Origin of the sequence: Kribbella sp. NPDC051137 (assembly GCF_040682535.1) — a bacterium.
Taxonomy (GTDB): Bacteria; Actinomycetota; Actinomycetes; order Propionibacteriales; family Kribbellaceae; genus Kribbella; species Kribbella karoonensis.
Genome location: NZ_JBFBBI010000003.1, coordinates 768,023 through 781,956, shown reverse-complemented (window position 1 = coordinate 781,956; position 13,934 = coordinate 768,023). Strand labels below are relative to the sequence as shown.

Sequence of the window (13,934 nt, the reverse complement as noted above, 5' to 3'; positions counted from 1 at the left end):
CCACGGATCGCCTCGAACGGTCCCCAGTCCATCAGTGGCTCTGGCGGCCCACGGCGGACCCGGTGCGGCCGACGAGGAAGTCGAGGTCGCAGCCTTGGTTGGCCTGGGTCACGTGGTCCACGTAGAGCCGGGCCCAGCCGCGATCCGTCGGGGGTGTGGGTGGTTGCCAGTCGGCGCGGCGCTTCTCGAGTTCCTCGTCGGAGACGTCCAGGTGCAAGCGCCGGGCCGGTACGTCGAGTTCGATCCAGTCGCCGGTGCGGACCAGCGCGAGCGGACCGCCGACGGCTGCCTCGGGGGTGACGTGCAGGACCACGGTGCCGTACGCCGTGCCGCTCATCCGGGCGTCCGAGATTCGCACCATGTCGTCGACACCGATTTCCGCAAGTTTCCGCGGGATCGTCATGTTGCCGACCTCCGGCATCCCCGGGTACCCGCGCGGCCCGGCGTTCTGCAGGACCAGCACGGTGTCCTCATCGACGTCCAGGTCCGGGTCCTCGACCGCCTTGTCGTACTCCTCGATGCTGCTGAACACCAGCGCCTTCCCCCGGTGCCGCAACAGCCGCTCGGAGGCGGCCGACTGCTTGATGACCGCACCGTCCGGCGCGAGATTCCCCTTCAGTACGGCGGTTCCCGCGCCACTGCCCAGCGGATCGCCGACCGGCCGGATGACGGCGTACGTCTGGCTGCCCGGCGCCGCGCCGGGGTACGTCGCCTCGATCCGCTCGGCGTTCGCGACGTTCTCGCCGATCGTCCGGCCGGTGACCGTGATCGCCTCGGTCTTGAGCAGTGGCAGGATCTCCTTCAGCACCGCGGGCAGCCCGCCGGCGTAGTAGAAGTCCTCCATCAGGTACTTCCCGGACGGCTGCAGGTCGACCAGCCACGGGACGCCGCGGGCCCACTCGTCGATGTCGTCCAGCGTCACGTCGACGCCGACCCGGCCGGCGATCGCGAGCAGGTGGATGACGAAGTTCGTCGAGCCGCCGATCGCCGCGTTCGCCCGGACCGCGTTCGCGAACGCGTCCCGGGTCAGCACGTCGCTGATCTTCAGGTCTTCCTTGACCATCTCGACGATCCGCTGCCCGGACTTCTGCGCGACGACGTACCGCCGCGAGTCGACCGCTGGGATCGCCGCGGACCCGGTCAGCTGCAGGCCGAGCGCCTCGGCCATGCAGGCCATCGTGGACGCCGTACCCATCGTCATGCAGTGCCCGTTGCTGCGGGACTGCCCGGCCTCGGCCGCGGCGAAGTCCTCCGCGGACATCCGGCCGGCGTTGAGGTCCTGGGTGAACCGCCACACCGCCGTACCGGAGCCGATGTCGCAGCCGCGGAATTTACCGTTCAACATCGGACCGCCGGTGACCACGATCGTCGGCAGGTCGACGCTCGCGGCGCCCATGATCGAGCCGGGAGTGGTCTTGTCGCAGCCGGTCAGCAGGACGACGCCGTCGATCGGGTTGCCGCGCAGCGACTCCTCGACGTCCATGCTGAGCAGGTTCCGGAACAGCATCGCGGTCGGTCGCAGCAGCGTCTCGCCGAGCGACATCACCGGGAACTCCACCGGGAACCCGCCGGCCTGCCAGACGCCGCGCTTGACCGACTCGGCGAGCCGCCGCAGGTGCGCGTTGCACGGGGTGAGCTCGGACCAGGTGTTGCAGATCCCGATCACCGGGCGGCCGTCGAACACCTCCTCGGTGAAGCCCTGCGACTTCATCCACGACCGGTGGATGAACCCGTTGCGGCCCTTCTCACCGAACCAGTGGTCGAAGCTCCGCCGGCCGATCGGCTGGTCCGGCTCGTCAACAGTCGGCTCGTCGCTCATCGCGTCACCTCGTCTGTGGTCACGGTTCCGTTCACCCGGCGGGTGATCCCGGCCGGGTTCGAGTCCTTGAGTACGTCGGGCAGTACGGCGTCGGGCGCGTCCTGGTACGCGACCGGGCGCTGGAACCGGCGGGCCGCGGTGACGCCGACGCTGGTGTGGATCGACCCGACCGTCGACGGGAACGGGCCGCCGTGGTGCTGGGCCCAGGACACGGCGACGCCGGTCGGCCAGCCGTTCCACAGCACGCGCCCGGCGCGCGCGGTCAGCTTCGGGAGCAGGTCACGGGCCAGGTCGGCGTCCGAGTCCTCCGCGTGCAGGGTCGCGGTCAGGTTGCCGTCGAACGCCTCGATCGCCGCGTGCAGTTCGTCCGGCGAGGCGTACTCGACGACGATCGACACCGGGCCGAAGCACTCCTCGAGGATCTCGTCGCGGCGGGCCAGCAGCTCGGGGACCGTGGTCTGCAGCAGGGTCGCGGCGCCGGCGGACCAGACGTGGATGCCGTCGACCTTCTCCAGCCGGTCGAGGCCGGAGGTGAAGCCGTCCTTGATCCGGTCGTTCAGCATCGGGGCTTCGGCAACGCTGCCGGTCGCCTCGACGAGCTGGTCCTGCAGGCCGTGGCCGCTCGGCAGGAAGAGCAGGCCGGGCTTGGTGCAGAACTGGCCGACGCCGAGCGTGAACGAGCCGACGTACCCGCTCGCGATGTCCTTGCCGCGGGCATCGATCGCGGCCTGCGTGACGAACACCGGGTTGAGGCTGCCGAGCTCGCCGTAGAACGGGATCGGCTCCGGGCGGCTGACCGCGATCTCGTGCAGTGCCTTGCCGGCCGGCACCGAGCCGGTGAATCCGGCGGCGGTGATCCGCGGGTCCTTGAGCGCGGTGACGCCGACGTCGAAGCCGGAGATCAGCCCGAACGTGCCGTCCGGGGCGCCGGCCTGCTTCAGCGCGTCGATCATCACCTCGGCCGTCCGTACCGACAGCTCCGGGTGGCCCGGGTGCGCCTTGACGATCACGGGGCAGCCCGCGGCCAGCGCCGAGGCGGTGTCGCCGCCGCAGACGCTGAACGCGAACGGGAAGTTGCTGGCGGCAAACACCAGGACGGGGCCGAGCGGGACGAGGACGCGGCGCAGGTCCGGGCGCGGGACAGGCTTTGCCTGCGGGTCCTTGGTGTCGATGGTGACTTCGAGGAGCGAGCCCTCCTGGAGCGCGTCCGCGAACATCCGCAGCTGCCCGGTACTGCGGGCGACCTCGCCGGTCAGACGGGCCTCGGGGAGGGAAGACTCGCGGATCGCGATCGGCACCAGTTCACCGGAGGCGGCGTCCAGCGCGTCCGCCACCGCACGGATCCACCCGGCGCGTACGGCCGGCTCGGCTGCCCCGAAGGCGGGTGCGGCCGCAGCCGCGGCGGCGAGCGCCTGCTCGAGCTCGGCGGGCGTGGTGTCCTGCGTCATCGGATTCCTTCCAGGTTGTCGGTTGCGAGGAACGCGAACGGTTCGGTGCCGACCGCCACCGGGTTGGTGAGGGTGCCCAGTTCGTCGATGGTGATCGTGATGACGTCACCTTCGGCGAGGGCGAAGTCGAGTTCGGGGACGATGCCGGTGCCGGTGGCGAGGATGACGCCGTCGGGGAAGTCGTTCGGCAGGAACAGCGCGTCGATCAGGTCCTTGAGGTCGCGGACGAGTTTCTCGGTGGACGTCGTACCGCTGAACACCTCGTCCTCGCCGCGCCGGATCACCAGGTTGATCCCGAGTGCCTTCGGGTCGGCGACCTCCCACACCGGGCGGATCCCCGACGCCAGCGCGCACCCGCCGGCGAACAGCTTCGCCTGCGGCACGTACAGCGGGTTCACGCCTTCGATCGACCGCGAGCTCATGTCGTTACAGATGGTGAAGCCAACGATCTCGCCGTGACTGTTGGCAACGACCGCGAGCTCCGGCTCGGGTACGTCGTGCCCGGAGTCGGAGCGGATCCCGACCGGCTCGCGGTCGACGACGACCCGCCAGGCCGGCGCCTTCTGGAACAGCTCGGGCCGGTCGGCGGTGTAGACCTTGTCGTACACCGACTGCTCGCTGCTCTCCTCCATCCGCGCGCCGCGGGACCGCTCGTACGTCACGCCCGCGCACCACACCTCGCCGCGGCCGTCGATCGGCGGCAGGAACTTCAGCCCGTCGACGGGCACCTCCGCGCCGACCTTGCCGACCGCGGCCTGCAACTCGTCGAGCGGCAGCCGGAGCAGTTCGGCGAAGGAGTTCACCCCTTCGAGCGGAGCCACCGAGTCACCGGTGCGGACACCGGGAACGGGCCGGCCGTCGACCGGGGACAGATAACGGACCAAGTGCATGGACATGCCTCTCACATCGACGTCCCGAGCAAACCGCGGGTGATCTGGAAACCTATGTTGCCGGAGGCAACCGCCTTGGGGACGAGCCGCCGGCTTGCGACCGCGGCGACCGTGTCCAGCCCGATCCGGGCCTGCTCGGCCGCGTCACCGGTGGCCACCGCGTCCAGGTCGTCGCCGTACGCCGCCACCGTCTCCGGGTCGTTGCTGAACTCGACGACCGGCACGAACCGCTGCGCCGACAAGGTGCCGCCGGCAACATGCGCGAGGATCTGCTGTACGCCGGTCGCGCCGAAGCCGGTCGCCGTCTCCATCCAGTCCGTACCGGGCATCCGCATCACGTGCCACCCCGGCGCCGCGAGCCGCTGACCGTGCGCGACCGTCGGCCCGGCCGCCTCGTCGCTTCCGAACGCCGCCGTACGGAAGCCGTCGTGCGCCAGCAGGGCACCACGCGACGACAGTACGACGGAACCGCCGGAGCCGACGATCTCCTGCCCGATCAGCGCCAGCGCCTCGGCGGTCTCGTCCGGCAACGGGCCGCGTGCTTCCAGGCCGACCGTGAGCGCGCCGAGGTCACCGTCCTGCTCGATCGGAGCCGGCAGGTCGAAGCTGCTGAACCAGTCCTTGACCTTCCCGCCGACCGCGTCGAGGCCGCCGTCCGCCTGGATACTCGCCCAGCCGAACCGCGCCGGGTCCGCGCCCGCCTCCACCAGCCGCGAGCGGAAGTAGTCGTTGTGCGTCTTCTCGCAGCCGTGCTCGAGGAGCAGCGCCATCCGGGTGTTCGGGTGCAGCAGGTAGCCGAGCATGATGCGCGCGAACGTCTCCTCCGACGCGCCACCGCTGCTGCCGCAGCCCTCGGTGTGCGGAAGCGCCACCATCCGGGTGACCGCGTCGCCGGCCCACTTCTCCAGCTCGGCCTGCGCCGCGATCCGCAACGCGATCTGCCCGGAGCACAGGCTGGTCGGGAGGATCAGGCCGACGGCCTCCGGGACGAGGCGGTCGTCGACCTTCAGAAGGCCGGCAAGCGTGCGGCCGTCGGAGGTCAGGCCGCGGTGCGGCAGCCCGTCGAGCGGGGCGTCGCGGTCCTCGACCGGCAGGTCGGCGAGCTTGCGCGCCATTCGCCCGTCGGTGCTGATCGAGATGCCCTCGCGTGGGCCGGTCTGCTTCCAGTTCCGCCAGATCGACACCTGGCTGTGCCCGGCGCGCTCGCCCGCGCTCTTCTCTCCGGATGCCACCCGTACGACGAGGTCGAACGTCTCCGCGGTCAGGTCCGCCATCGACATACCGGTCAGGTACTTGCCGGCGTCGACGTCCATCTCGGCGTGCAACCGCTCGTACCGCGCGGTCGTCGTGACGAACTTGAGCGTCGGGACGAACGGGAAGTTGGTGATCGAGCCGTTGCCGGTGGTGAAGAAGATCAGGTTGCAGCCGCTGCCGATCTGGCCGGCCACCGACTCCAGGTCGTTGCCGGGGCTGTCCATGAAGATGTAGCCGTCGCCGGGCAGCGGCTCGCCGTAGTCGATCACGTGGTCAAGCCGCACCTCACGCGGCAACTTGCGGGCAGCGCCGATCGACTTCAGCACGATGTTGTAGAGCCCACGGTAGACGTTGCCGCCGGACGGGTTGCCCTCGGCGGTGTGCCCGTGCCAGCCGACGCGTTCCTTGAACGACTTGATCGTGGCGAGAAAACGTTTCGCGGTGGCGAGATCGCGGACGTTCTTCAGCACGTACGGCTCGGCGCCGATCAGCTCGTCGGTCTCCGCGAGCACCGCCGTACCACCGTGGCGGATGATCTCCGCGCTCACCTGACCGGCGAGCGGGTTCGCGGAAATTCCGGAAAACGCATCACTTCCACCGCACTGCAGGGCGATCTTGAGGTCGGCGAGCGGCACCTCGACGCGCGGCTGGGCATCCACGATCGGCAGCCAAGGCTCGATCAGCGCACCGGCCGCCGCCAGGTCGTGCTCGAAACCGCCGCTGCGGGTGAAGTACGCGTGCGGCACCTTGATCGACGGATAGTTGTTCTCGGCCAGGAACTCCTTGATCTTCTGGCCGGAGACGACATCGCCCTCGGTGTCGACGATCAGCACCGCGCCCACGTTCGGGTTCAGCGCGAAGCCGCCGAGCGTGGCGAGCAGGAAGTGCAGGTTGTTCGGTACCTCGTCCTCGCCACCCTCGGTGTGCGCGACCGGTGCGACGCCGTCACCGGCTGCCGCGCCGTCGAAGCGCCGCGCGAGCTCGGTGACGAACCCGCTGCTGCGGGAGCTCGTGGCCAGCAGTAGGACGTGGTTCCGGGTGCCGGCCGGGCCCTGCTCGCGCGGGTAGCCGAGGAACGTGCCGGGCTGCTCGTGGCTCGTCACCTGGGCGCCGAAGTTGAGCGCATCCTCGTCGAGTTCGTAGGGGTCGAGCGGCTCGTTGGTCGCGCTCGGTTCCGCCGGCAGCCCCTCCACACCACGGGCAGTCACCGCGGCGAGGCTGGTCGGCGTACAGACGTAATCGCCCGGCACCAGGTCGCGGGACGCGCGCGCGAACGCGGTGTTCCACGAGGTCAGTGCCTCGCCGGTCGCGACCGGGGCGACCACGAAGCGGTGCCCCTCGAGCACGGTGTGCGGCAGCGTGACCGCCGTACCGCCGAGCTCCACCTCGGTGCCGGCGTCCAGCCGCCGGGAGGCGATCGCGACATTGTCCCCGGGCTCGGGCAGCACGCCGATCTGTTCGAACCTCACCATCGTTCGTGACTCCCCATAGCTAGGCCGGGCCGAAATCGTGCATGATGCATGATTACCAGTGTTACCCTGCCGAAACCTGACCGGTGGGGTCAAGCCCGCGACCAGAATCCGGAGACACCTGATGACCGAGCCAGTGGCGCCGGTGGACCGGCGGCTGCTCCGGCGGCAGATGCTCGCCGACGACGTGTACGAGGCCATCAAGACGATGCTGATGGACCACGTCATCCGTCCCGGAGCGCGGATCTCGATCGACGGGCTGGCCCGCGAGTTCCAGGTGTCGTCCACGCCGGTCCGGGAGGCTCTGGCCCGGCTGGAGTCGGAAGGGCTCGCGGTCAAGGAGCCGCTGAAGGGTTACCGCGCGACACCGCTGCTGTCGCTCGAGGAGTTCGACGATCTGTACCGGTTCCGGCTGCTGCTCGAGCCATGGGCTGCTCGGCGGGCGGCCGAGTTGATCTCTCCCGAAGGAGTCGAGCAGTTGCAGGCCGAGCTGGCCACCGCGGTCGAGCCGACCTCGATCGACTACGCCGGGTACAAGTCACTGACCGTGCACGACAACCGGTTCCACTCGTTGATCGCGTCGCTGTCCGGGAGCGAGCAGGTGCGGCTGGCCTTCGAGCGGACCCACTGCCACCTGCACATCTTCCGGCTGCACTACAACCGCGACATCGGCCCCGAAGTCCTCAGCGAACACCACATGCTGGTCGAGGCGATCACCTCCGGCGACCCGGTCCGCGCCGAGACCGCGATGACCCAGCACATCGAGAACTCGATGACACTCCGCCTCCGCAGAATCTACGAATGACCGACGCCCCGCCGCCCACCACCGCGGCAACCCGGCGCCCGTTCCCGCTCCCCATCCCGCCGGAGCTCACGGCGTACATCCTCGACTTCCACTGGTCCCTGGACCGCCTCCACGCCCTCGACCTCCCAGTCGTCGAACTCCCGGTCGCCGACCTGGCACACCACCTCGACCTGCCGTTCTGGGCGTACGACGGCCCGTTCCACGTCACGCCCCGCCAAGTGGCCGCGGACCCTGCCACGTACCACGCCCAGTACGAACGCACCCTGGCGGCCGACCTCAGCCACCCGATCGACGTCGTACGCCGCCCCGACAACCGCGTGACAATCCTCGACGGCATCCACCGCCTACTCCGAGCCGCCCTCGAAGACCGCCGCACGATCACGGCGCGAGTCCTCCCGTGGTCTGCCTTGGACGATATCGCCGTACGCGAGTAGGAAACCCGGGTGGAGGTGATAAGCCCCGCGGCGTGCTCCGCAGCCGCTAGCTTCGTCGCTCCGCACCTCAGACGCGTCCGCTCCGCGCGCTCCCACCCACCCCCGGGCGACTGCATATGCAGAGGTGGTGCATAAGGCCTGCCGTGGTGAGTGGTACCGGGGTGCCGGGGTGGCGCCTTCGCATCGCGCGAGGCGGCGCGACGTATCACGTCAGCGTTGACCCGTTACCGCCCGCTGCGCTTCCACGCAAGCGCAGCCTACGCATTGCCTCCGCTTATGCAGTCATCCGCGAGCGGCAGCTCGCAAGAGCCGGGCGCCAGCCCGGGGCGGGTGGGAGCGCGCGGAGCAGGCGCGTCTGAGGAGCGGAGCGACGAAGCTAGCGGCTGCGGAGCACGCGGGGGCTTGCCACCTCTGCACGTACGTGCGCTCCCACCCGGACAACAACTACTTGGTGATGACGAGGGCGTCGCCGACGGGGCGTTCGCCGGTGGTGTCGGAGGGGGTGTTGAGGACGGTGCCGTTGGCGACCATGGTGGTGGAGCCGCCGCCGTCCAGGTTGATGGCTTGGGTGAGGTGGAAGGACTTGGCGACCGCGGCGGCCTCGGAGATCGAGAGGCCGAGGCTGTTGACGTTGCGGCCGTCGGCGGTGATCAGGACGGTGCGGCCGTGGTCGTCGACGCCGGCGATGGTGCGCGGGTTTCGCTTGTGGACCCAGCCGTAGTAGAAGCTCGGCGTCGCCTGGACCATGCCGTCGGCGGCGGCGGTCACGTTGACGCGGCCGTCGCGGACGAGTTCGGGGCCGCCGTTCACGATCGTCGTACGGCGGGTCAGCGGGACCGGTCGCCCGCGGTCGTCGAGCAGGGTCGCGCGGATCGGGAGCGGCTCGCCGAGACGGGCGGTGGCCAGCAGCGGGGCGACGAGGTTGCCGGTCGCCTGGACGGCACGGCCGCCGGCGGGGATCGTGCCGCCGCGGGCGGACCGGATCTCGGTGACGATGCCGCGGCGATCCAGCACCACCTCGGCACCGGGACCGGTCGGGGTCGCAGCGCCGTACGACGGGTCGAAGGCGATCAGCTCGTCCGGATCGGTACACGTCGTGTCGTGCATCGGCTTCGACGTCGGCAGGTCGTCCGCCGTACCGCCGCAGTTGCGGATCAGGCCCGGGTACCGGTTCAGCCCGTCGAGCGGGAGCTTGCCGACGGAGCCGCGCCAGGTGAAGCGGCCGACCGACGTACCGCTCGGGCCGAGGACGAGGGCCGGGCGGCCGTTGGTGGGTTCGCTGAGCAGGCGGCCGTCGTACACGCCGAGGCCGGCCGGGTCGCCGGGTGCGCCGGACTTGGGGTCGAGGACGAAGAAGCCTGCGTTCACCGCGGCGGTTTCCCCGGCCAGGGTCGCGAGCTCGCTGGTGGTCTCGCGCCGCTCGATGTCCGGGCCGTACGTCGCGTCGAGCGTGCCGCGGAACGTCTTCGGGTCGATCGTCAGTACCTGCACGTGCCACGGGCCGGTCGAGGCTGCGATGTCGTCGGGTTCGCCGTCCCAGCCGGTGTACAGGCTGGAGCCGTTCAGACCGGCCGCGATCACCTTGGCGCGCAGCGCGTCGGCCTCGGCCTTGGTCCCGAACAGGCCGACGCGGACGCGGTACCCGAGGCTGTTCCCGCCGGCGTCGGCGAGCTTCGGCGTCGGCACGTCCTCGACGCGCGGGTCCAGTCCGGCCGCACGGAGCTTGGCGGCGGCCTTGTCGGCGCCGGCCTGGTCGGAGAGCGCGGCGGCCGGCGTGTCCGGGTCGGGCGAGGAGGACGGGATCGCGATCTCGACCGTCCAGCCGGCGCTGCTGTCGGCGTGGCCGCGGACGATGGTCGTGAGCGTGACGCCCGGTTGCAGGGTGCGGGTGTCGCGGGTCTCGGTCAGGTTCGCCGGCCCGAGCGGGAGCCGGGCGGTCGGCGGGGTGGCGATCGCGGTCGTACCACCGAGGGTCAGGGAGAGGCAGAGGGCGGACAGGCCCAGGCGTCGCAGGGTCATAGGACGTTCCTACGTTCACCCCGGGTACGCCGCAACCCGACCCGAGCGTCTCCTACCTGAACATCACTCCAACGGCGCGCCGCCGTACGAGACCTCGTTCCCGTCCGGGTCGTGGAAGGTCGCATGCCGTACGCCGTTCTCGTAGGTCTCGCGCACGTCCGGCTCGATCCCGCGCTCGGCGATCCCCTTCAACGTCCCGTCGAAGTCCTCGACGAACAGCGTGTGCTGCGCATGCCCGGCATGCTCCGGGACGACCTCGATGTACAGGTACTGGTGATCGCCGAGCTCCCACACCGCCTCGACGTCGTTCGGCAGGAAACTCGGCGGCGCGCCCAACAGCTTCTCGTACCAGGCAACGGCGGTCTCGTAGTCACGGACGGAAATTCCGGCGAAGAGGTCGAGAGCCATGGTCCACCGTACCGAACGACAGGAGATGGTCCTCTTGCTCGGCGGATCCGCCGGGTGCTTACGCGCGGCGGATCCTCGCGGGCTGGACCATGTCCTGTCGCTATGTCACTCAGGGGCGTCGCCGTGGTCCGGGATCTCCAGCTGTACGCCGCCCTGCAGGGCGGACTGGTGCGCGAAGATCCCGGGCAGGGTGTAGCGGGCGGAGACCCAGGCGTTGATCGGCGGCAGGGTCTTGTCGGCGACCGCGCGGACGAAGTCGTCGGCGAGGAAGTGGTGCGAGCCCTCGTGGCCGTTGTGCAGGCCGTCGAACTCCTTCGGCAGCCGGGAGCGGTCGTGCACCGGGGAGAGTCCGGAGCGGAACGCGTCCCGCAGCGCCGGGTCGACGTTCGCCAGGTCGGCGTCGTCGCCGGTCGGCTTCGTCTCCATCAGGTGGCTGACGTCCTCGACGCCTTGCTTGTTCTGCCAGACCGTCGTGGTGGCGAGCTGCTCGAAGCTGCCCTCGGTGCCGAACACGCGCAGCCGGGACTCACGGATGTGCGACGGGTACCCGACGCGGCGCATCTCGTTGGTGCGCATGATGCCGCCGTCGGCGAGCTTGAACAGTGCGGTCGCGTTCGAGAAGTCGTTGTCGAACTGGCTGACGTCCTTGTCGAAGACGCCGTCGCCGCGGTCGTCCTTGACGCCGATCGCCGACACGTGGGTGGCGTGCTGACCGGTCACCGACAGAACGTTGCCGACGGCATGCGTCGGGTAGAGCAGCGGCGGGAACGACGCGGTCTTCTTCCAGTCCTCGCCGCCGGAGTACTGGTACGCGGCGTAGAACCCGAGGTCCATGTCGTGGACGTAGTCGCCCTCGGAGTAGAACACCCGGCCGAACGCGCCGTCGGCGAGCTTCTGCCGGCAGTACACCGAGGACGGGTAGTAGAAGCTGGTCTCACCCATCATGTAGGTGAGGCCGGTCTCCTTCACCAGCTCGATGATCCGGGCGATCTGGTCGGCCTCGATCGCCATCGGGACCGTGGAGTACACGTGCTTCCCGGCCTCGAGCGCCTTGATCGCCATCTCCCCGTGCAGCCAGCGCTGCGTGAAGATCGCGACCGCGTCGACGTCCGACTCGAGCATCTCCTCGAACGACGCGTGCGTCACCTTGATGCCCTGCTTGGCGGCCATCTCCGCTGTCCGTTCCGGGATGACGTCGGTCAGCCGCACCTCGGACACGTCCGGGTGCGCCGACCACAACCGCAGGAACGAGGGGGCGAACTGGCCCGCTCCGACCACACCGATGCTGATTCCCATGCGGAATAGGCAATCACACATTTATGTTCCACGGAAGAACAAATTCAGACGTTGGAATGTGTGACCTGTCTAACGCCGCGTGCGGCGGCAGGGAGTCCGGGGTCAGGTTGTGTGGAGCAGGTGGGGGTTGTCGGTGGTGATGCCGTCGACGCCGAGGGCGGTGGCGGTGGACAGCGCTGAGGCGTCGGGGACCGGCCAGGCGGTGACCTTCAGGCCGGCGGCCTTCAGCTCCGCGACACCGGCAGCGGTGAGGTCGGCGATGCCGCACATCGACCAGGTGGCGCCGGCGGCCCGGGTCCGGGTGATCACCTCGGCCACCGGAGGCGTGCGACCGAAGATGTGACCGGTCTCCACCTCGGGGAACAGCTCCCGGACCGCGACCAGGATCTCCGGGTCGAACGACGTGACGATGGTCCGCGCCGCCAGCGCCGGATCCGACTTCAACGACTGGGCGAGCAACGGTACGGCGGCCTCCGCCTTCACCTCGGCCTGGATCCGTACGTCGACGGCAGCGACCGTCTCCGCCCACGTGGGGATCCGCTCGCCGTCGCCCGCGTCCAGCGCCCGCAACTCGGCGAGCGTCAGCGAAGAAACCTCCCCCGACCCGGACGTCGTCCGGTCGACGGTCGCGTCGTGCATGATGACGAGCTCGCCGTCCGCACTCACCCGCAGGTCGAGCTCGATCTCGTCGCAGCCGTCCGCGACCGCCCGGCGGAACGATCGCAGCGTGTTCTCGGGTTCGGTCCCGAGCGCGCCCCGGTGGCCGGTGATGATCACAGCACCTTCTCCTCGTATTGCCGTCTGACCTCGTCGCCGATCGCGTTCAGCCGCTTCGCGACCGAGCCGAACACCTGTTGCGGTTTCGCGTTGTCCGCGTAGATCTGCTGCAGCCCGGTGTAGATCTGCACGTTCGCGTTCCGCCCGTACAGCCGGATCGCGTCCTGCTGCCGGGCGTTCTGCAGTTGCGCGATCGCCACTCCGTAGTTCGGCTGCTCGCCGATCAGCTTCTTCAGCTCGGGGTCCTCGCGCGCCTTGTTCACCACCGGCAGGTACCCGGTCTGCGTGGTCCACCACGCCGAGTTCTCCGGCCGGGCGAGGAACCGCAGGAACGTCGCCGCCGCCTGCTTGCGCTCGTCGGAGATGTTCCGCAGCATCCCGATCCCGCCGCCGCCGGTGGCCAGCCCGGACGCCACCTCGGACGGGATGAACCCGGCGCCGACCTTGAACTTCGCCTTGCTGGTGATGGTCTTCATGCCGCCGGTCGACTCCTGGATCACGCCGACCAGCCCGTTCGCGAAGTCCGTACTCGGGCTGCTCGCCATGTACGCCGCCCCGAGGTCGTGCACCATCGACCGCTGCCACTCGCCGGCCGCGACCGCCCCGGCCTGGTCGATGGTCACATCCAGCCCGTGCGAGTACGCACCGCCGAACTGCCACACGTTCCCCTGGAACTGCCAGTCGCCGTCGATCTTCGCGAACGCGATCGTCCGCATCGACCGCCCGCCGGACTGCACCTTGGCCAGCGACGGCACCCACGACCGCAGCTCGCTCCAGGTCCGCGGCGCCCGGTCCGGCAGTCCGGCCTTCTCGAACGCGTCCCGGTTGTAGTAGAGGATCGGCGTACTGCGGGCGAACGGCACCGCCCAGCTCTTACCCTTGACGACGTACTCGCCGAACAGCTTCTCCTGGTAGACACCCGGGCCGAAACCGTCGTCGAAGTACCCGTTCAGCGGCTCGAGCGCGTCGTTCAGGAAGAACCGTTCCCACGTGACGTCCGACAGTACGGCGACGTCCGGCGCCTGCTTCGCGACCAGGGCGGCCGCGACCTTCTGCGCGACGTCGTCGTAGCTGCCCTGGAACTGCACCTCGACGAACACGTCGTCCTGCGCATCGTTGAACTTGGCAACGAGTTTGTCGACCGCCTTGCCGTTCGCGCCGCCGTACGGCGACCAGAACACGACCCGGGTGCGGTTGGCGTACTGCGCCGGCACTTTACCGGCCGGCTGCGAGTAGATCGCGTCCACCGAGCGGTACCCGCAGCCCGCGAGCGTCGTACCGGCCGCGAGCCCCAAGAACATCCTGCGCCTCATGC

At 69.8% G+C, this 13,934-nt stretch carries 11 protein-coding genes; 2 read left to right on the top strand and 9 right to left on the bottom strand.

All coding sequences use genetic code 11. The features are described 5' to 3' along the window. Positions 1 to 31: 31 nt before the first annotated feature. From AB0M51_RS18815 to AB0M51_RS18800, 4 genes are read right to left on the bottom strand one after another with little or no spacing between them, the layout of a single operon-like run. A complete protein-coding gene (locus AB0M51_RS18815) occupies positions 32 to 1,819 on the bottom strand; it encodes an IlvD/Edd family dehydratase (RefSeq protein ID WP_344194555.1) in 1,788 nt (595 codons plus the stop codon). Next, the gene (locus AB0M51_RS18810) at positions 1,816 to 3,267 is read right to left on the bottom strand and encodes an aldehyde dehydrogenase (NADP(+)) (protein ID WP_344194553.1); all 1,452 of its coding nucleotides are present in this window, start codon (positions 3,265 to 3,267) and stop codon (positions 1,816 to 1,818) included. Before AB0M51_RS18810 ends, AB0M51_RS18815 begins: the two co-directional genes overlap by 4 nt. Further along, the gene (locus AB0M51_RS18805) at positions 3,264 to 4,163 is read right to left on the bottom strand and encodes a fumarylacetoacetate hydrolase family protein (RefSeq protein ID WP_344194551.1); all 900 of its coding nucleotides are present in this window, start codon (positions 4,161 to 4,163) and stop codon (positions 3,264 to 3,266) included. The genes AB0M51_RS18810 and AB0M51_RS18805 overlap by 4 nt, the downstream gene beginning before the upstream one ends. A gap of 5 nt (positions 4,164 to 4,168) precedes the next feature. Then, positions 4,169 to 6,883, bottom strand: a complete 2,715-nt coding sequence (locus AB0M51_RS18800) for a UxaA family hydrolase (protein WP_344194549.1) — start codon at positions 6,881 to 6,883, stop codon at positions 4,169 to 4,171. A gap of 121 nt (positions 6,884 to 7,004) precedes the next feature. Here AB0M51_RS18800 and AB0M51_RS18795 point away from each other — a divergent pair, with 121 nt between their 5' ends. Continuing rightward, positions 7,005 to 7,685, top strand: a complete 681-nt coding sequence (locus tag AB0M51_RS18795; RefSeq protein ID WP_344194547.1) for a GntR family transcriptional regulator — start codon at positions 7,005 to 7,007, stop codon at positions 7,683 to 7,685. Beyond that, positions 7,682 to 8,119, top strand: coding sequence for a hypothetical protein (locus AB0M51_RS18790; RefSeq protein WP_344194545.1), 438 nt, complete (start codon positions 7,682 to 7,684; stop codon positions 8,117 to 8,119). Before AB0M51_RS18795 ends, AB0M51_RS18790 begins: the two co-directional genes overlap by 4 nt. Positions 8,120 to 8,563: 444 nt before the next feature. Here AB0M51_RS18790 and AB0M51_RS18785 read toward each other — a convergent pair whose 3' ends face one another. The 5 genes from AB0M51_RS18785 to AB0M51_RS18765 form a co-directional block, all read right to left on the bottom strand. Then, positions 8,564 to 10,138 (bottom strand): phosphodiester glycosidase family protein, encoded by a 1,575-nt coding sequence (locus tag AB0M51_RS18785; protein ID WP_363749676.1) that lies wholly within the window; start codon positions 10,136 to 10,138, stop codon positions 8,564 to 8,566. A gap of 63 nt (positions 10,139 to 10,201) precedes the next feature. After that, entirely contained in the window at positions 10,202 to 10,546 is a 345-nt protein-coding gene (locus AB0M51_RS18780) for a VOC family protein (RefSeq protein ID WP_344194541.1), read from the bottom strand. Positions 10,547 to 10,651: 105 nt separating this feature from the next. Next, entirely contained in the window at positions 10,652 to 11,842 is a 1,191-nt protein-coding gene (locus tag AB0M51_RS18775) for a Gfo/Idh/MocA family oxidoreductase (protein ID WP_363749675.1), read from the bottom strand. Between the two features lie 102 nt (positions 11,843 to 11,944). Further along, complete coding sequence (locus AB0M51_RS18770) at positions 11,945 to 12,619, bottom strand: glycerophosphodiester phosphodiesterase family protein (protein ID WP_363749674.1); 675 nt, start codon at positions 12,617 to 12,619, stop codon at positions 11,945 to 11,947. Continuing rightward, positions 12,616 to 13,932 carry an ABC transporter substrate-binding protein gene (locus tag AB0M51_RS18765; protein ID WP_344194535.1) on the bottom strand — a complete coding sequence of 439 codons (1,317 nt, stop codon included), beginning with the start codon at positions 13,930 to 13,932 and terminating at the stop codon, positions 12,616 to 12,618. Before AB0M51_RS18765 ends, AB0M51_RS18770 begins: the two co-directional genes overlap by 4 nt. Between the last annotated feature and the right edge of the window lie 2 nt (positions 13,933 to 13,934).